Here is an 18,643-nt window from a genome sequence, read left to right as displayed (position 1 = left end):
ATTTGAAAAGCATTCGGGTAATTCCTTCATTCTATAAATTCCGATTCAGACAAAATCGGTGTAATTAAAAATCAATTTTATCACCAAAGAAAAAATCAGCGAAATCAACGTAGTCAAAAAAATCAACGGTTCAAATCGGTGTAATCAAAAATCAATCGGTGTAATCCCAAAAAATAAAAATCAACCAGTATAATTCTCCATAAAACAACTAATCTCTAATCACTAATCTCTAAGTCAGGGCGTTCCCGTTAGCCAACGGGCGGGCTTTCCGTTACAAGTCCTCGCCTTGCCTGCCCACAGCCCCCCCGCGCGCTCCGGGCTTTTCACTGCAATCCTTAACGCGGCCCCCGCTCAGGCATTAAAAACGCACCGTTAAGCACCATTTGTAGCAATTAAATTCACTATCTACTGACAAGATCTTGTCAGTGTTCCACTTTTAAAAACAGGGTGTTCCACTTTTGATTTTTACTTTTTATAAACAACTGATTATCAATACCAAAGTGTTCCAATTGTATTTTTTGATTTTTTTACAATTTTGCAAGATACTGATTATCAGGTGTTCCATTTTTTAATTTCACTCAAAGTGTTCCACCTTTAAAACTGGAACGGTACCGAAAAGGGAATTTTAATTCAGACAATAATCCTGCCCATCCAACTAATCCCCCCAAATCCCGGTTCAGACAAACCAACTGCAAACTGCCTACTCAAAACTGCTAACTGCCCTACTATCCTGTAGGATACCGGTATCCTACAGGATAGTAGTATCTTTTTGATACTAAACCCAAGTAATTTTGCTTTCACAAAACACACAGAAATGAAAATACTACATTTAATAAGCAGCCCGCAGGGCGAAGCTTCATTCAGCGTAAAGCTTGGTAACGCGGTGGTGAAAGAATTGCAATCGGCCAACCCGGATAATACACTAACTACGCACGATTTAAGCGCGACACCTTATCCACACCTGGAAGAAGCGCACCTTACATCTTTTTATACTCCCGAAGAAAAACGTACGCCAGAACTGGCAGAAGCAGTAAAACATTCGGACGAGGCCATTGCCGAATTGATGGCTGCCGATGCCATTGTGATTGATACCCCAATGTACAATTTCAGCATCCCATCAACCCTGAAAACCTGGATAGATCATATTGCCCGCGCAGGCAAAACTTTTAAATACGATGGCAAAGCCCCCGAAGGCTTGGTAAAAAACAAAAAGGTTTACCTGGCCATAGCATCGGGCGGTGTGTATTCGGAAGGATTTATGAAAGCTTATGATTTTACCGAGCCGTACCTGCGCGCTGTATTAGGCTTTATGGGGATGACGGATATCAAAGCCTTCCGCGTTGAGGGTATCAAAGTACCTGACCTGCAGGCGACGGCTTTGGATAGGGCTATTGCAAGCATCGAACTTTAACATAGAACAAAAACGGGAGATCAAAGTCTCCCGCCTTTGTTCTATGTTAATTTTGGTCCGCTATTATTGTTGAGCGTGCAAACCAATGCGGTTACCTTCAGTATCGATAAAAAAGGCCATAACGCCAATTTCGGGACTGATTTCGGTGCGGGGCATGGCTACTGTTCCGCCAAATTCTTCAACACGGTCAATCACCGCCTGGATCTCGGGGTTGGCATTCAGGTAAACGATAACGCCTTCGGCAGATGATTTGTGAAAATCACTTTGTGCCAAGGCTCCCGAAACTTTACCGCTATTCATATCCATCGGGAAGCCGGCCATTTTCATACCCATCATTTCGGGCAGGGGGAACATCTGCATAGCGAAAATTCCCTCATAAAATTTCTGCGCGCGTTCAATATCCGTTACCGGAATCTCGAACCAGTTTAATGCGTTTGCTAAAGGATCCATAATTAGTTGTTTTAAATTAGTTTGCTGATTTATTGGGAGTAGTTGCCCTGTACCGCTGATAAATTTAAACTATTTTAAAGCCGATGAGATTACCGTTATATTAAATTTTCAAGTCTCTATCACAAACCTGTCGGTTAAAACTGCAATACTTCCCGCTTCATCGGTGGTATAGTATTCGCCGGTGATGGCAATACCGGCACTTTCTTTTTCAACACTCACTTTTAAAAATCCGTGGCGGGTATCGCAATTGTATTCAAGGCTAACACCGTCAAACCTGTAGTCATCAGCAGTAAAACGTTCGTTATCTGTTAATGCAATGGGGTGCAATTCGTCAAACCCACCAGTGCCTGCTACAATATAGGGCATTATCACACAATCATTATAGCGCTTATTAAAACGCTGATAGTTATGCACGTGTCCGCTGAAAACAACATCGGGACGGATGCCGGTTTCATTAAAAACCCCTTCCAGAAAATCAATCATCGGCAGGCTGGCGCCATGGTTAATATCTGCCGAATACGGCGCGTGGTGCATACAAAGTATAATAGCTTTATCGGGGCGCTGTGTATCGGCTTTTTGGAGCTCCTCTATAAACCAATCGCGTTGTTCACGAGTTACCACTCCGTATTTGGGTACGTTGGTATGCAGACCGATGATGGTAGCCAGCGGGGTATCCATCGTCCAGTAAATATTGGGTTGGGTGATGCTTTTGCGGTCAATTTCACGGCTCAGGGCTACAGGGCGCGAAACGGTATCGCAAAATACGGTGGTAAAAGCGTCGAGGCTTTGGTAGGGCGTTTCGGCAGCAGGATTTATATCACTATCGTGGTTACCGGCAATCGCGAATATCGGGCCGGGATATATGCTATAGGGTTCAAAAAACTGGTCGTAATAATTTTTGGCTTCGCCATAATTGTAAACCACATCGCCTAAATGATATAAAAATTTAGGTTGATCAGTTTCTGCAACCGCCTCAAACTGCTTTGCCATCAAAGCAGCTATCCGCCTTTGCGAACCGGGGTTGCGGATACTGCCCGTATCACCCACCATATGAAATATCATTTTATTCCCCACGATACCGGGTACAACATTATCAATATTTAAATGGTAAGGATAACTACCGGAAGCCGCTGGAGCGGCCTGGAATTTATAACTATCGTCGGGCTGATCTTTTTTGATAACCGGGGTGGTGTGCTTCAATGAAGAAATTACTGTCATTTGCTCCATGGTGTAAAAATACGCAAGTTATATTAAGACTGGGTTAAATCGGCGGCGCGCCATTTTTACCGCTGTTAGTTGCTCATCCGCAACCTGAACCCGCTTTGCACAAACTTGAACAGCTTTGAACCCGGTTTAGGCCCAACCATCCCCTACCTTCGATAAAAATTTAAAATGACCGACCTCTTATTCAAAACCTTATGAAATCATTATTCATCTTATCGTTTTTATTTTGCTGTATCTGCAATAAGCTCAGCGCGCAAAAAAGCTTTTTTAATAGCCCCAATGCATGGCTGGGCCAAACGCCACCTAATGATACACCCCGGCTTTTTGCCCGGCACCTGCTGATACCGGATAGCGGGATAGCGATGGGCAGGTCGGCATTTTCGGCAGATGGTAAGGAGTTTTATTATGATAATGCCATGCACTGGTTTAATGCCATGGGCCTTAAAATAAGGTATTTTAAATTTGACGGGAAGAAATGGGTTGGGCCGATGGTGCTCCATCGCGGTTATCACACCCCAACATTTTCTATCGATGGCAAAAGCATGTACCTGGCCGGCGGGCAAGGCGATGGCAGACACGCCTTCACCTGGATCTCGCACCGCAACAAAACCGGCTGGACCGAACCCAAACTATTCCTGAAAAAGGATTTCGGCCTGTACGATCTGATGCCTACGCAAAGCGGCACTTTTTACATCGGCAGCAACACCGACACGGGCAAGACAAAGGATTACAGCAATTATGATTTCTGCACTTTTAAACCCGGCAACCCTGATGTGGTAAAAAGCCTCGGCCCGGTAATTAATACCCAGGCTTTTGACGGCGATTTTTATGTATCGCCGGATGAATCGTTTATGATTATCAGCTACAAGGAAAAACCGGATTATGAATGCGAATTGGGTATTACCTTCCGCAAGCCAGATAAGTCGTGGACGGTGCCGCAAAATCTCGGTCCGCTAATTAATGATGGCGATGCGCACCGGTGGGGTGAGTATGTTACGCCGGATGGGAAGTATATGTTTTACACCAAAGGCACCGACGAAAAACACTGCCACATTTATTGGGTGAGGTTTGATAAATTGAAGGAAGATTTGAGGCGTAAAGCTTTTCAATAACGCTGATTTAACATGAGCCATGCCCAAAATGGTTACCTTTGCGTATGAAAAACTACAAAATAATCTTATCCGGAGCTTTACTGGCTCTGTCTGCCTGCAGCGTAAACAACACCAAAAAAACATCGGCATCGGCCGATTCTGCCGGTAATCAAACTGTTAAAGAAACGGTTAGCGATAGCCTAATTGCCAAAATGCAAATTAAAAACACCATTAAAGTTGGTGAGCATGTTGAACTAAAGTTCACCGTTTATAACAATGCCGATACCGCCCGCCAGTTTTGCAAATGGCACACACCTTTTGAACCATTAATGAGCAAATACCTGGAGGTAAAAGACGAAAGCGGCCAGGAAATGCAATACAAAGGCCCAATGGCTAAACGTATTATGCCGCCACCTGCTGCCAGCTATATTAAAGTTAATACCAAAGACAGCTTATCGGTAACTGCCGATTTGTTGAAAGCGTTTGATATTAGCAAGCCTGCTAAATATACTATTGTTTATGTTGGCCAAAATATGAGTGGTTTGGCGGTAAAGGATAGTGTTTCGTTTGTTTACATGAAGTAATAACAACTATCCAAATGTCATGCCGAACTTGTTTCGGCATCCCACAGGATAAGTAGCCTACTTGCTTAGCATGGCCGCTTAGCAAGTGGGGTGCCGAAACAAGTTCGGCATGACACTCGGTAGTTTAGATATGTTTGCTAATTAATTCAACTGCAAAGTTTGCGGGCCGAACTCTTCAAAATGGATCAGTTGCTTATCAATTCCCTTGCTTAGCAATTCGCGGTAATGGAGTTCGATAAAACCGGCCGGGCCGCAGATGTAGTACTCCGTTTCGTGCGCGAAAATTTCATCGCCTAACTGGTTAAGGTCAACCCAGCCGTTATACCAGTCTGCAGATTCTTCTCCGGTTACTTCGCTGTAAAAAATGTGCTTTTTAACATCGGCGTTTTTGCTTTCCCAGTACTCTATCATCTCTTTAAAGGCATGCACGTTATTATCCCTGCAACCATGAATCCAGGTTTTTGGGCGTTTGCTGCCGCTTTCAACCAGGCTTTCCAGCATGCTCATTAATGGAGTTTGCCCAACGCCACCGCTTATAAAAACAACCGGTCGGTCGCTATCAGCATTCAAAACAAAACCACCTGCCGGTGCCGAAACTTCAATAATATCACCCTCGTTAACAAAATTATGTAGGCGGTTACTGATCATGCCATCGGCCAACAAATGGGTACCAGCCTCGCGTTTTACCGAAATACGGTAATATTCGCCGTTTGGAGCACTTGAGATACTGTATTGGCGTGGCTGTAGCAAATTAAGCTCGGGCAAAAACAAGCGTACGCTTAAAAACTGGCCGGGCGTAAAATCTGGCACTTCGCCACCATGGGTAGGATATAAGTAAAACGACGTGATCTCGGCCGATTCTTTTACTTTTTCCTTCACCACAAACGGTCGCCAGCCTGTCCAGCCGCCTTTTTTCTCCACCTGTTTAGCGTACAGTTTACTTTCGTGGCCCGACATGATGGCCGCCAGTTGATTGTAGGCTACTGTCCAGGCCTCTAATAATTCGGGAGTAGCGGCATCGCCTAATACTTCGCTTATGGAAGCGATGAGGTGGCCACCTACAATGGCATAATGCTCGGGCCTGATATCCAAACTGATGTGCTTCTGGCCTATGCCGTCAACAACGGGCATCAACACGGCAGGGTTTTCAATATGCTCGGCGTAGGCCAGCACAGCCATGGCAAGGGCGGTTTGCTGCTTACTGTTTTGCTGGTTACCCATGTTAAACACATTTTTCAGTTCGGGATTATGGGTAAACATGCGTTTGTAAAAATGAGTGGTTAATAATACGCCATGCTCCCTCAATACCGGCACTGTGGCCTTAACCAACTCTTTTTGTTTGTTAGTGATCATAAATTAACAGATTATATATGTATGAATATGCTGCTTAAATCAACCCTGGATGAGCAAACAAATGCTATCCTCATTAGCCAACAGCCCGTGTGGCACGTTTACGGGTATTTCAAAATCAGTATCTTTTTTCAGTTCTACAGATCGCCCGGCCTCGTTGTATAACACCTCGCCTTCAATTACAATAAGCGTTGCCGGAACGGCCGTTTTATGCTCTTTCAGCACCGCGCCTTTTTTCAGGCCGATAGCCATCATTTTATAGCTACCGCCCTGTTTTACAATTTTTACCACCGCCCCGGCGGCCTCTTGCATTTGCTCGCGCACTTGTTCAATTACCATCTTATTTTATATTAATTAACCTCTTCCGGCTCAGCATACCTGATTTGCGCGCCATTGGCTAAAACTATCCAGGCTTTAAAATCATTAATTACCCTTAGCATGTGTTGTTCGTTGGCTGGTATTACATAGGTTTCGCCTTTGTTTAGCTCGTAAGTTTCGCCCGCGTAAATAAGCAGAGCGCTGCCTTCTTCAACCAGCAGGCAGGCATCACATGTAGCGATGTGCCTTTGCATGCTTGCATCGGCCTTCAGGTCAATTTTAACTACCTGGAAGTTTTGATTTGTTTGAAGCTGTTCCATAACATTTTATCTTTTTATCAGCATAAACGCAGTTACACAATCACCCTACCCGGCCCGCCTTTCATATTGGCCAATTTACTTTGAAACATCACCGCCATTAAACCTGCCCTGCTTTTAGCATCCACGGCTACAGGCCCTTCAAAGTGGCTATCAACAGTTTGGCTAAACAGCTCCAGCCAGCGGGTAAAATGATCGGCGTTGATTAAAAGCGGCGCATGTTTTGCAAAAGGGTTACCCTTAAATCCGGCTACGCCAAACAGCACGGTATTCCAAAAGGCGTACATTTTATCAAGGTGCGGCTGCCAGTCGTTTTCAATAACACCGGCAAAAACGGGCTCCAATAATCCGTCGAGCCGCACCTTGTGGTAAAAATCATCAACCAGTAGTTTGATTGATGTGAGGTTTTGTATATCGTTCATTTTTTTCCTTTTTATATTTTTCTGAACCGGGATTTGGGGGGATTTTTGGGATTAATAGGATTTTTGCCTATCCCCAAATAGAAATCCTATCTAACCCCCAAATCATGGTTCAGACAACTAATCTCTAATCTCTAACCTCCAATCACTAATCTCTACTTACAGCTTCACCGCCAGCGATGTGATAATAAAATACCCGCTCCAGGCCACAAACAGAATAATGCCTGCCACCAGCCACCAGGGGATACTTTGCGGGGTTTCGCTGCCTTGCAGCATAAACGTTTTCTGATCGCCTTTGCCGTAGGCATTTATCATCAACGGCAGCACACCTTCTACTATCTCGTCTTTTTTTAAACCCTCGATAGCTATGGCGGGGCCGTTGCGCACTACAAACGGGATCAGTTTAATGCCCTCCTTACCCTGGTGATCTTTGCTTACTACTTTAAGCGTATGGTTGCCATCGGTAAGCTTGCGGGTATCCAGATCGAAGGTTACCGGGGCCGGGAATTCGCCGATTGGGGTGGCATCATCATCTATAAACAGGGTTACAAAACTTTGATCTCTCATGGCTTCATGTTGTTTAAAATCATCCGTTTAATGTGTTGCTCACTCTTTTCGCCGGGTTTGATGAAACACCTAATACTGGCCACCAGTACGTACAGCGTAATTACTACCATTACCAGTACAATAAGGTAATCCCAGTTGCTGTCCGGGCCGGGGCCATGGGTTATGCCGGTAAAACCGCCCGATTTTTTGCACGATTCGCAGGCTGTAGCATCCAGCCTTATCATCAGTACAAGCAGTAGTATGATATATTTTTTCATGTTGTGATTGTTGAGTTGATTATTTTTTTGCTGCCACAGAGGCCGGTTTATCAAACGAGGCGATGATCTTTTTCACATCGTCAACCGTTACCTTTTTGGAGTTATTGCCCCAGCTCGAACGCTCGTGATTTACAATGGCGGCCACTTCTTCGGGCTTTAAATTATTATTGGTGCCTACGGGCGGCATTTCACCGTAGCCCTCGCTTACACGGCCATTGTAGCCTTTCATAATAATGGTTACCTGCAGTTCGGCGTTATCGTCAAGCACCACCTTGCTGCCCTTAAGCGCCGGGAACGCGCCAACCAATCCCTCGCCGTTGCCCTGGTGGCAGCTTTGGCAATTGGTGGCATACAAAGCCTCGCCGTCGGGCCCGGATTTGGTACCGGCCCCTTTACTCGTAGCGCCACCTGCTTTTTCGGCAGCGGTTTTGCCGTATAAAAACAACGGTACAGGTTTACCATCGGGCAGGGTAACTTCTTTTAATGATTTAAGGTAGGCTACCAACGCCATAGCCTTGTGCGATGCCACAATTTTACCGCTGATGCCTTTTTTAAAATCATCGGGCACGTTAACTACCACATCATTGGGCCAGGCATAATCTTTAATATCAAACAACCACTCATAAGATGGCATAACCGACTGGCTCACCACCGAGCGCGGATTAAACAAATGCAGGTAATGCCAATCGTCGCCGGGTTGGCGGGTGCCTATATTGGTTAAATCGGGCCCGGTACGTTCCGATCCCATCAGCGTGGCGGTATTACGCCATACATCCGTACGGGTTATGTTGGCGTAGTCGGCAGCTACGTTGGGGCGCGGCCCCCAAACCTTATCCATCTCTACGTTGCGCACCTGCTGGGTGTGGCAGGCTACGCAGCCTTCGGCAATAAACACAGCTTTACCTTCGGTTTGGAGGCTGCTTAGCGGCTTACTGCCCGGTAAAGGCGCGTTGTTATTCTGACTGGTGAACGCGGGCCCTATCGCTACAAAAAAAGTAAGCAGTAAAAAAAGGCACAGCGCCGCTGTAAAAAGCTTTTTATGATCGTTATAAATTTCCATGATTGCAGGGGTTAGGCGTTAACAGGTAACTGATCCAATTGCTCAAAAACTTCGTTTTTAATATCGGCCTCGCTTTTTTGGGCGGCAAACATTACATAAATGTTCCAGGCAAAAACCAGGTGCGATGCCCACATCAGCGTGCCACCAATGGCGCGCCACAACCAGTACGGGGCCATCAGCACTACGCTATCAATAAAGGGCTTGCCCTCTGTCCAGGCAATACCTTTCAATGTTCCGCCTACCATAAGGGGGATGGTATAAAAAAGTAAACCGATTAATGCCATCCAGAAATGCGCGCCCACCAAACCCTGTTTAGGCTCTTTACCCGTAAGCCGGGGTACTATGGTATAAATGCTGGCCCAAAGCATAAAAGCGATGATGCCGTACATGGTAAGATGCGAGTGGGCGGTAGTAAAATCGGTAAAGTGCCAGATGAGGTTTGTTTCCCTGAAAGCTTCGGCGGTGCCCTGGGTTGAGCCGGTGAAGTAAAACAGGATGCCTACTATGTAAAACGGCAGCGTATAACTGCGGCCAATTTTATTAAAATTGCCCCTAAACGTCATCAAAAAATTGGTAGTGCCCGAAAATACCGGGATCAGCATCCCCATACTACCTACAATAGCCACCGTTTGCAGCCACCAGGGTATCGGGCTGAATATAAAGTGATGCGTACCTATCAGCGTATAAAACAATATCTGCGACCAAAATGCCAGGATACCCAAACTATACGAGTAAATAGGTGTATTCAGCTGCTGCGGCAAAAAGTAGTACACCAGCCCCAGGTTAAAAAACATAAACCACATGCCCACCGCCTGGTGCATGTAATAACCCTGCACAATGGTTTCGCCCAGGCCATTCTGGTAAAAAGGCAGGTAGCCAACAGTAGCTATCACGGTTAAAAACATCATGGCCGAAACGATGTACCAGTTAGAGATATAAATCTCTTTGGTTTTGCGCTGCGCGATGGTTTTTAAGTAATTAACCAGGCTTACAATAATCCCCCCCGCAAAAAGCGCCATTACCGGCCAGATGTATTCGCGGTATTCGCCGCCGCCGTTGTTGATACCGGCCATGAGCATGAGGCTGCCAATAATTATGGATGAATTGATGAGTATTAAAGAGTAATACCCCCATTTGATATTATAAACAACCGTATTGCTTACAGTGGTTACCACGTAATACCCAAGCCCAATCATCGCCATGGATGACCATCCCCAGAAAACCATATTGGTATGCACCGGCCTGAGGCGGCCAAAGCTTAACCAGCTGATATGATCGGCATCGGGCGATACAAATTTGATGCCGATGTACTCTCCTACAGATGTCCCCAGTACCAGCCACAATGCCGCGCTGCCCAGGTACCACATAATCAAGCGCACCAGTTTTGGGTCGGTTTGATGTTTAGGTGCCGCTTTACGTTTAGAAGCGAAAAAGCGCGGGCCGTGTACTTCATCCACATTCAATAAAATACCTCTCGAATCGTTAGGGGGAATATCGCCTGCAAGCTCGTTATTGGTTAAACGGTAATCGAGGGCGTGTTTGCGTTTTAACAAGTCCTCATACACGGCATCATCATCGGCAGCCTGCGCCAGCTGATTCGTTTCTTTTTTAATCCGGCTATAATGGGTTTTTACGGCGATGTTACGGATTTTAAGCCCTACCAGCAGTACGGTTACCAACAGCGGGATAAAGATGAGCGTAAGCATAATAAGCATGCCGGGGCTGGTAAGTAAATGGCTGCCGACATCGGTAGTTTGGGCCTTTGCCGTTGGGGCAAGCAGCATCAGCAGCAAGGCAATAATAGTTGCGTTAAAACCCTGATCAGATCCGCTGCTTCCGTCGGCAGACTTTTTACGGAGGTTACGCCTCCTGATGAGGTGATCGAGCTGGCGGCTATTCAGGTTATTGATCTGCCTGAAAACCCATTTATCGCCATATTTCTCGCGGGCAATTTCATCTTCGCGCAGGCCACGGGCAAGGCGTATCAGCCAAAGTAATAACAGCAACAGTAAAAACACCGTTACCCCTATTAAAATGCAGGCAGCTGTATTAAAAGCCGGGGTAGCTTTCAATACCTCGGCGGCATGGGCACTGCTACCGGCGGATAGCAACACCAAACCTGTTAACAGGCTAAAAACTAAGTAGATTTTGAGTTTCATATTAAAATATATTAATACCTTTTTATCTTTTAAATTGATCTTTTAATGATGAACTTCAGTTTTAATTCACCAAAAAACGGGATCAAGCAGCCCTGTGATATCCGGGCCGGCGTTATTTTTTAAGCACTACAATACCCAGGTTCAAATCTTCATTAAACTGGCCTATGGTAATATTTTCGAGCATTTTTTGCAGGCGGTTGCGCACATCTAAAAATTCGAAGTGCAGCGGACAGGGATTTTTTGATGAGCATTCTTTCAAACCCAAACCGCAATCCCTGAATATGCCTCCGCCATCAACAGCTTCTATCACATCGGCCAGGGGGCGGGCCAGGCTTTGCTCATCAAGGTAAAAACCACCGTTGGGCCCTTTTACCGATTGGATAATGCCCCGCCTGCTCAAATCCTGTAGTATTTTGGCCAGGAAATGCTCGGGCGAATCAATGCTGGCAGCTATTTCCTTTATCCCTACCCTATTACCATCGGCCGTGCGCTGGGCTATTAAAAAAACAGCCCTTATAGCATACTCACATGTTTTTGAAAATATTCCCATTGCTTTACGAAGCAAATGTAGGTATTAGTTTCAATAATAAAAGAGTTTTTTATCTTTTATTATTTCTTTACTTAACGCTTACCGTTTTATGCCATTAGTTTTACCGCCTCCTGCCCGGTTGTGTTAAATTTGTTTTGCTCGCCAATTGGCAAACTGAAGTAAAATACGGCACCTCCGTTAGCTCCATTTTCGGCCCGTACCGTGCCGCCGTGTTTTTGAATAATATTTTTAACAATGTATAAGCCCAAACCTTTGCTGTTTTTTTGCCTTACCGATTTTTGGTTACACTGGTAAAATTTTTGAAACAGCACTTGTCCGTTCTCTTCGTTAATACCGGCACCTTCGTCATTTATGGCCACTTCAACATGGCTGTCTATGCAGTTTACACTGATGGTAATGCGCGAGCATTGCGGCGAAAACTTTGCCGCGTTGGTAAAATAGTTGATCAACACCTGCATAATTTTGTACTTATCGCCCCTTATCAATACCGGCTCATTGGCCGATAATTTGCAAAACCGATGACTGGTGTATAAAATACGCATTTCGCCAAGTACGATATCAATTAAATCGTTCAAATCAAACAAACTAAAATTAAGTTGCCCTGCTTTATCATCGCCTGCGGATGCCGACAGGTATTCTTCAATAAGCCTGGTAAAGCCGTTAATATGCTGATCAACCATATTTAAAAGCTTAACCGGCTGTTTATTGATGCTATGCCCCAACTGGTTAATTAAGGTTTGGGTATTGAGTTTGATGATTGATAAAGGCGCACGCAGCTCATGGTTAATAATGGCCATACCCAGGCATTCTTCATTTACTTTTTGGGTAACATCTTCAACCGTGCCTATCATTTGCTCGGCTGTGCCCCAGCGGCGCGAATACAATACGCCGGTTAGCTGAACCCATTTTTCGGTACCCCGTGGGGTTACTATCTGCACCCGTTTTTCAAACCGGGTGCCGTTAAAGCAGGCTACCTTAAACTCGTGGATCAGTTGATTTAGCTGACCAGGCTTAACCAGATCAAAAAAATCGTTAAGACTATCGTCATAACCTTTTTCAAGTTCGAGTATTTTGCGCATACGCGGACAAACAGCAATTTTGTTTGACCGGAGCTGAATTTTCCAGTTACCTATGTATGCCCCGTTAGTGGTGTATTCGGGCAAAGTTGCGCCAAGGCTGTTAATATTTCTGATTCCCCTGTTCATAAGTTTTATGTATAAGCCTTTATTTTGCTGCTGTGTAGTTTAATTTGATTACGTTGTTAAATTTTGACCACAACCTTAATGACATGCCGCGGATGTACGAGCGGTAGCTGCTCATCAAAATCCCGCTTACATCATAGTTGCTCAGCCTGATAGCGTACACCAGGCTGCCACCCTCTCGGTCATCGCAATGGTATGTTTCCAGTATCTCAAAATCATCGGGCGATATCAGTTCGTTGTACTGCAGGCACCTGATATATTCGTTCTCGATAACAAAATCGTGGTTAAAGCCCCGCGTTTGCAGGTCGATAATTACATTTATCAGCTTATGGTTCTGCTGCATATCCGTCTCATTTTTAAATACCCGGTGTTATTAATTCATTTTCTATCCCGATGCTTGTTGCGTTATCGCTTTTGTAAATCCATAACCTGCCCTGCCTTGCCATGTGGTAGATGATAAACATGGCCTGCACAATGAAAATGGATACAGGCATAGTTAAACTGCCGCTAAGTGTTACGCATAAAAGTATAGCCAGCACATCGGCCAGCAAAAAGCCCCACGCAACCTGTATAAGTGCAGGCTTGTTTGGCATTAACATAATAATAAGGAGGGCAAATTTTAATGCGCAAACGGCTTCAAGGGCCACCATAAAAAACCGGGCCGGCAACAAAGGCTGCATAAGGCCGGTGTTAAGCGTAATAAACAGCCCGGTAATTATAAACATGAGCACGCTTACCAAAAACGCCACCGGGAAAGAAATAAGCTTTTTCATAGTCGAACTTTACTTTACAACCGGGTTTAATTAATACTCAATAATTAACCTCAGTTTAATAATGTAAAGTTCGGGGCGGGGAGTGCCCCAATCAATGTATTAATTATGGTTTCAGTAGTATAAATTACATACACCTAACAGGTGTTAGGCCATTAGCTATCTTCATTATCAAGGTTCCCGAATTTTTTTTCGGCACCAAAAACAAGCGTAATCAATACACCATTGTTGCTTTCTATTTTAAAATCACCATCAAGTTGCTTGCTTAGCGCCTTCATCATTTCCATACCTAATGATGATGCTTCCTTAATATCAAAGTCTGCGGGCAGGCCTATGCCATTATCACTTATTTGTAGTATAATGTGCGCATCATCCAGTGTTTCGAGGCCTATTTTAATGGTTCCTTTAGCACCTGCAAAAGCATATTTAATGGCATTGGTTATGGCCTCATTAAGCATAAGGCCTACCGGAATAGCCTGGGTTACATCCATTTTTACAGGCTCAATAGTTTGTTCAAACCTGATGCCCTTGTCATATACATCATAACTATCGCCCAGGTAATTAATCAGTTCATTAATGTAAACAGCTATATCAATATAAGCCACGCTTAAGCTGGCATACAATTTTTGATGAATAAGAGCTATTGATTGAACCCGGTTTTGGCTTTCACGGATGGCGGTAAGCGCGGCATTATTTTTTAAAAAAGCCGATTGGGTATTGAGCAGGCTCATCACTATTTGCAGGTTGTTTTTAACCCGGTGATGCACTTCTTTTAGCAGCCAGTTTTTTTCGTCAATTAAGCGGTCTTTATCGGCAATTAAAAGCTGCAGGCTTTGGTTTTGTTCATTAATTTCCTTTTGCTTTTCAATTAACAGGAAGTTACTGTGACGCTTTAAATAATATAGATTGAAAGCGAATGCCAAAGCCACCAATAAAAGGACGATAGTACTGATGGCTAACACAGATATGTGGTTAATCAGTATCAATTTATAATAAGGCAGCCGGATAATTATATTGATGCTCACTTGATACTATTTTTACAATCACCACAAAAACAGGCAGATACCTTATAAATTATACGCTATTTAAAGCAATCAATACAGGCACCTGTTCAACTTATAAAAATCATATATATCAAAAACTAAATCAATGTATTAAGTACGGATTTTGATGTATAAATTACTTATTGTACATGTGGGTTTTACCAGCGGTTGGTATTTGCCCTAATATTATAACCGGCAGAAATAACTTATACTTTTTTACCTCGATAACATTATACCTGATCAATTTAAAAATCATTCCCGTGCAAGCCAAACCTGCCGGATATGTTTTACAATGGAGCCCGGGCGCTGCAACGCAGGTTTGCACCGGTTGATACCTCGATATGCCCTCACAATGTAACAAGGATAAATGCTGCAGACAAAGCACAAGCAACCAACTAAAATTTTACTAACCGCAGCAATCGGAACAGGAATAAGCTGCGATATTTCGATCAACCACAGTGTATTTAATGATATTTCGTTAGCTATTTAATTTAAAAAAAATCACAAACTCCTAATATTCAGTATTTTATAAAAACGGCACGATATTGGGAATAGCACGAAACGCTTAACAGCCCTAAAATAAGCAACCATGAAACACTTCAACGATTTTGCGCCGCTACCTTTTGAAAAAGCAGCCAGTTGTCTGCCTTTCAAAATTCACACAATCCAATCGGTTCGGGATAATGGGATCGATCTCCCAAACAATTATTTTATGCTGATATGGATCACGGCCGGCAGTGGCCACTACAGGCTCAATTTGCAAAAACAGGGTATCAGCATCAATCAACTGTTGCTCATAAAGCCAGGGCAACTGCACGATCTTAATTTTGGCGGGGGCTTGCAGGGTTATGTAATTTCGTTTACTGATTCATTTTTAGATGCCGATGATTACGGTCGCGAAACTACCTACGGGCATTTTTATCAATTATTCAGCATGATGCAAAGTACTACAATTGATGCCGAGCTGGCCGAAGACATGCTGGATATTACCGAAATAATGATGAAAGAATACAGCAGGCACAATTTATACCGGGCCGAGATTTTAAAACGTTATTTCAAAATATTCCTGATTTATTTATCGCGCCAGTTTGAGGCCGTGTCGCAGCCCGCAAAACCGTCACGCAATACCGAAATATTACAAAACTTTACGGGCCTGCTTGAGAAAAACTTCCGTGAGTACAAAATGGTGTCTGATTATGCCGATCAACTGTCGGTTACGCCCAATTATCTTAATGAGGTTGTGAAAAAATTAACAGGCCAGTCGGCAGGCCATCACATCCGCCAGCGCGTGGCCAGCGAAGCCAAACGGCAGGCTGTGTATCCCGACAGTTGCATGAAACAGATAGCATATGACCTGGGTTTTTGCGATCTGGCACATTTCAGCAAATTTTTTAAAAACGCCACGGGTACCAATTTTTCAGATTACCGGAAACAGGGTACCTTGCTGCAGCCGGCTATTTAAATAGCTATCGTCAATAACATATATCCATCTAATACCCCTAAAATTAACTAACATCATGTCTGAATCTGTAGAACTCATCCCCGGCAACACCCTGATCACGGCAACACCGCAGGAAGGCCGCGAGCTTGCCATAAAAATGGCCAGGCTTATTATTAAAGTAACCCAACCCGATGCCGAAGTACGCGGCAGATTACGAGGCATTTATGCCGAAGATGCCGCCATGCTGATAGCCGTTGGCCAAACCGTTGCTACCGAATTTGCTGTAATAGCAGCCGCCAACAACTACTGGCGATAATACTACCGCGCCCTACAAAACGTTATGAAAAACAAGCACAGCAAACATTGGTGCAAACACAGGTAATTATTATTGGTGCCGGGCCAACCGGCCTGATGGCCGCCTGCCAACTGGCCCGCCTTAACATTAATTTTATTATTATTGATAGCAAGCCCGCGCCCGTTGCCGAGTCGCGGGCTATGCTGGTTACGGCCCGTAGTATGGAAATTTACCGGCAAATGGGATTAGCCGATACCGTTTTAAAAGAGGGACAGGTTATAGATAGTTTTTCGATATTTATGAATGGCCGTGAAAAAGCCACGCTGAAAACAACTAATGCCGGCCAGGGCCTTACCGATTTCCCAAACCTGCAGGCCTTCGAACAGTTTAAAAATGAAGACCTGCTATATACCGATCTTAAAATGCTTGGTCACGATGTTTTATGGCGTACCAGCCTGGTGAGTTTTGCACAAAACGAAGATGGCCTGCAAGCCCGGTTATATGATAAAACCGACCCGTTCAGAGATTTTTTTGTGGAAGCAGATTATTTGCTTGGTTGCGACGGTGCATCGAGCACTGTGCGGCAGCAGCTTGGTCTTGATTTTATTGGCGGCACCTATCAAAATAAATTTTTTGTGGCCGATGTAAACTTAAACTGGCTGCAACCTACCAATAAACTCATCGCTTCCCTGTCGCGCCAAAGTTTTTGTGCTTTTTTCCCGATGTATGGCAATGGTAGCTACCGCATACTGGGCACCCTGCCGCAACACTTCATGGCAACCGAAGAGATTGATTTTGACGATTTAAAACCCGTTATCCATTCAACCGCCAAAATACCGTTCAACATCGAAACTCTTAACTGGTTTTCGGTGTATAAGCTGCACCACCGCTGCGTTGATGAATTTAAGGTTGGACACTGTTTTTTATTGGGCGATGCCGCGCACATTCACAGCCCGGCCGGCGGGCAGGGCATGAATACCGGGTTACAGGACGCCTATAACCTTACCTGGAAACTGGCTATGGTGTTAAACAAAGCAGCAGCCGAACCATTACTGAACACCTATCATGATGAGCGATATCCATTTGCCCAATGGCTGCTCAGGTTTACTGATAATATCTTCGGCTTCATGACCGGGCAGCAATGGTATGTTTACTATTTTCGCCGATGTTTTATTCCGATATTTTTAAAATGGCTTCTGGCTGCTCCGTTCTTTTCACGGCGGGCATTTAAAACATTATCGCAAATTGGTTATTCGTATCGCAAAAGCAGGCTCTCAATAAACTGTAGTTCGCAAAAATTAAAATTTAAAGCCGGCGACAGGTGCCCTCATATTTTAATTGATCATGACGGGCATCAGCAAAGTTTACTGAGCCTGTTAACTGAAACAAAATTCTACCTGCTTTGCGTTGGCGATATCCGGCAGCATGATTTTTTGCCCGCGCATTTGCAAGGCTATATCAATGTGATTAACCTACCCCATGCAGCATGCTGGCACAAGGCCGGTGTAAAAGGTAAACTGTTTATTTTACTGCGCCCCGATCAGTATATAGGCCTCGTAAGCGACGAGATGAATACAGCCTTATTGTCCGGCTATTTCAATAACTTCAAATAAGCAAAATTTAAACACGGCAAGCGCACAGGCGGCGTTTGGTATTCAAGCCTCAATTATCCGTTTCATCATATTTATTATCAATGCTCCATCTGTAAACAGGTATCGATGCCAGCAATAAACTCCCTGCGCTATCGGCCCAAACCGAGTAAGTGAAAGGAGCCTTAAAGCCCAGGAATATGGCCATACACAGCGCAAAAATTAAAGTAAGCCCAAAGCTTGTTAAGGCCGCCACTCTTATCTTAAAACCAACAATAAACATTACCGCTATCGAAGCTTCGGCTACTGTGGCCAAAAAACCCATTACGCCGGCAACCCAGTGGTTAACAAAGGGTATCAGCGTGTTGGTATAAACCACAAAATTATCCCAGCTTCCCCAGCTTACCCCGTTTTGGCCTGCGGGCCCAAAGAGGCCTAATCTATCGGCAACAGGTAATAAAAAACCAATGGCAAGGGCAAGGCGTAAATAAAGCTGGGCAATGTGGTAGGTATTTTTCATGTAATGAGGTTAATTATTGACTTAAA

The 18,643-nt window shown here is 44.4% G+C and carries 22 protein-coding genes; 6 read left to right on the top strand and 16 right to left on the bottom strand.

The genetic code is table 11. The annotated features are described in order from the left end of the window. The first annotated feature begins 814 nt into the window (after nt 1-814). Nucleotides 815-1,411: an FMN-dependent NADH-azoreductase gene (locus tag HYN43_RS04025; RefSeq protein ID WP_119408235.1), complete on the top strand. Its 597-nt coding sequence runs from the start codon at nt 815-817 to the stop codon at nt 1,409-1,411. A 63-nt stretch (nt 1,412-1,474) separates the two neighbouring features. Here HYN43_RS04025 and HYN43_RS04020 read toward each other — a convergent pair whose 3' ends face one another. Then, the gene (locus HYN43_RS04020) at nt 1,475-1,861 is read right to left on the bottom strand and encodes a VOC family protein (RefSeq protein WP_119408234.1); all 387 of its coding nucleotides are present in this window, start codon (nt 1,859-1,861) and stop codon (nt 1,475-1,477) included. A 108-nt stretch (nt 1,862-1,969) separates the two neighbouring features. Further along, nucleotides 1,970-3,088, bottom strand: a complete 1,119-nt coding sequence (locus tag HYN43_RS04015; RefSeq protein WP_245447152.1) for a metallophosphoesterase family protein — start codon at nt 3,086-3,088, stop codon at nt 1,970-1,972. A 191-nt stretch (nt 3,089-3,279) separates the two neighbouring features. Between HYN43_RS04015 and HYN43_RS04010 the strand changes: the two genes are divergently transcribed. Further along, nucleotides 3,280-4,197 (top strand): hypothetical protein, encoded by a 918-nt coding sequence (locus tag HYN43_RS04010; RefSeq protein WP_119408233.1) that lies wholly within the window; start codon nt 3,280-3,282, stop codon nt 4,195-4,197. Nucleotides 4,198-4,241: 44 nt separating this feature from the next. Further along, the gene (locus HYN43_RS04005) at nt 4,242-4,760 is read left to right on the top strand and encodes a protease (RefSeq protein ID WP_119408232.1); all 519 of its coding nucleotides are present in this window, start codon (nt 4,242-4,244) and stop codon (nt 4,758-4,760) included. A 141-nt stretch (nt 4,761-4,901) separates the two neighbouring features. On the opposite strand, the gene hmpA is transcribed toward HYN43_RS04005, so the two are convergent. The 13 genes from hmpA to HYN43_RS03940 all read right to left on the bottom strand — a co-directional run bounded on the left by hmpA (nt 4,902) and on the right by HYN43_RS03940 (nt 14,754). Then, a complete protein-coding gene (gene hmpA / locus HYN43_RS04000) occupies nt 4,902-6,113 on the bottom strand; it encodes an NO-inducible flavohemoprotein (RefSeq protein ID WP_245447150.1) in 1,212 nt (403 codons plus the stop codon). A 39-nt stretch (nt 6,114-6,152) separates the two neighbouring features. Next, nucleotides 6,153-6,449, bottom strand: a complete 297-nt coding sequence (locus HYN43_RS03995; protein WP_119408231.1) for a cupin domain-containing protein — start codon at nt 6,447-6,449, stop codon at nt 6,153-6,155. An 11-nt stretch (nt 6,450-6,460) separates the two neighbouring features. Next, nucleotides 6,461-6,748 (bottom strand): cupin domain-containing protein, encoded by a 288-nt coding sequence (locus HYN43_RS03990; RefSeq protein WP_119408230.1) that lies wholly within the window; start codon nt 6,746-6,748, stop codon nt 6,461-6,463. 32 nt (nt 6,749-6,780) lie between these two features. After that, complete coding sequence (locus tag HYN43_RS03985; RefSeq protein ID WP_119408229.1) at nt 6,781-7,167, bottom strand: group III truncated hemoglobin; 387 nt, start codon at nt 7,165-7,167, stop codon at nt 6,781-6,783. A 156-nt stretch (nt 7,168-7,323) separates the two neighbouring features. Continuing rightward, the gene (locus HYN43_RS03980) at nt 7,324-7,731 is read right to left on the bottom strand and encodes an Ig-like domain-containing protein (RefSeq protein WP_119408228.1); all 408 of its coding nucleotides are present in this window, start codon (nt 7,729-7,731) and stop codon (nt 7,324-7,326) included. Further along, nucleotides 7,728-7,988: a hypothetical protein gene (locus HYN43_RS03975; protein WP_119408227.1), complete on the bottom strand. Its 261-nt coding sequence runs from the start codon at nt 7,986-7,988 to the stop codon at nt 7,728-7,730. The genes HYN43_RS03980 and HYN43_RS03975 overlap by 4 nt, the downstream gene beginning before the upstream one ends. Before the next feature lie 19 nt (nt 7,989-8,007). Beyond that, on the bottom strand, nt 8,008-9,048 hold the full coding sequence (locus HYN43_RS03970) for a cbb3-type cytochrome c oxidase subunit II (RefSeq protein WP_119408226.1): 1,041 nt from the start codon (nt 9,046-9,048) through the stop codon (nt 8,008-8,010). Nucleotides 9,049-9,059: 11 nt separating this feature from the next. Further along, the gene (locus HYN43_RS03965; RefSeq protein ID WP_119408225.1) at nt 9,060-11,207 is read right to left on the bottom strand and encodes a cbb3-type cytochrome c oxidase subunit I; all 2,148 of its coding nucleotides are present in this window, start codon (nt 11,205-11,207) and stop codon (nt 9,060-9,062) included. Between the two features lie 112 nt (nt 11,208-11,319). Next, complete coding sequence (locus HYN43_RS03960; protein ID WP_119408224.1) at nt 11,320-11,757, bottom strand: RrF2 family transcriptional regulator; 438 nt, start codon at nt 11,755-11,757, stop codon at nt 11,320-11,322. Between the two features lie 86 nt (nt 11,758-11,843). Further along, nucleotides 11,844-12,962 (bottom strand): PAS domain-containing sensor histidine kinase, encoded by a 1,119-nt coding sequence (locus tag HYN43_RS03955; protein ID WP_119408223.1) that lies wholly within the window; start codon nt 12,960-12,962, stop codon nt 11,844-11,846. Between the two features lie 19 nt (nt 12,963-12,981). Further along, the gene (locus tag HYN43_RS03950; RefSeq protein ID WP_119408222.1) at nt 12,982-13,302 is read right to left on the bottom strand and encodes a hypothetical protein; all 321 of its coding nucleotides are present in this window, start codon (nt 13,300-13,302) and stop codon (nt 12,982-12,984) included. Nucleotides 13,303-13,315: 13 nt separating this feature from the next. Next, nucleotides 13,316-13,732, bottom strand: coding sequence for a hypothetical protein (locus HYN43_RS03945; RefSeq protein ID WP_119408221.1), 417 nt, complete (start codon nt 13,730-13,732; stop codon nt 13,316-13,318). 152 nt (nt 13,733-13,884) lie between these two features. After that, nucleotides 13,885-14,754, bottom strand: coding sequence for a sensor histidine kinase (locus HYN43_RS03940; RefSeq protein WP_119408220.1), 870 nt, complete (start codon nt 14,752-14,754; stop codon nt 13,885-13,887). A gap of 607 nt (nt 14,755-15,361) precedes the next feature. On the opposite strand from HYN43_RS03940, the gene HYN43_RS03930 reads away from it, so the two are divergent. From HYN43_RS03930 to HYN43_RS03920, 3 genes are read left to right on the top strand one after another with little or no spacing between them, the layout of a single operon-like run. After that, the gene (locus HYN43_RS03930) at nt 15,362-16,234 is read left to right on the top strand and encodes an AraC family transcriptional regulator (protein WP_119408218.1); all 873 of its coding nucleotides are present in this window, start codon (nt 15,362-15,364) and stop codon (nt 16,232-16,234) included. Nucleotides 16,235-16,289: 55 nt separating this feature from the next. After that, nucleotides 16,290-16,529 carry a hexameric tyrosine-coordinated heme protein gene (locus HYN43_RS03925; RefSeq protein ID WP_119408217.1) on the top strand — a complete coding sequence of 80 codons (240 nt, stop codon included), beginning with the start codon at nt 16,290-16,292 and terminating at the stop codon, nt 16,527-16,529. A 50-nt stretch (nt 16,530-16,579) separates the two neighbouring features. Then, nucleotides 16,580-18,121 carry an FAD-dependent monooxygenase gene (locus HYN43_RS03920; protein WP_162996303.1) on the top strand — a complete coding sequence of 514 codons (1,542 nt, stop codon included), beginning with the start codon at nt 16,580-16,582 and terminating at the stop codon, nt 18,119-18,121. 49 nt (nt 18,122-18,170) lie between these two features. Here the strand turns inward: HYN43_RS03920 and HYN43_RS03915 are convergent, their stop codons facing one another. Continuing rightward, a complete protein-coding gene (locus HYN43_RS03915; protein ID WP_119408215.1) occupies nt 18,171-18,617 on the bottom strand; it encodes a DoxX family protein in 447 nt (148 codons plus the stop codon). Nucleotides 18,618-18,643: the final 26 nt, after the last annotated feature.

This window comes from Mucilaginibacter celer (assembly GCF_003576455.2).
Classification (GTDB): domain Bacteria; phylum Bacteroidota; class Bacteroidia; order Sphingobacteriales; family Sphingobacteriaceae; genus Mucilaginibacter; species Mucilaginibacter celer.
Note: the sequence above shows the minus strand (reverse complement) of the source record. Positions and strands in the feature narration are given on the sequence as shown.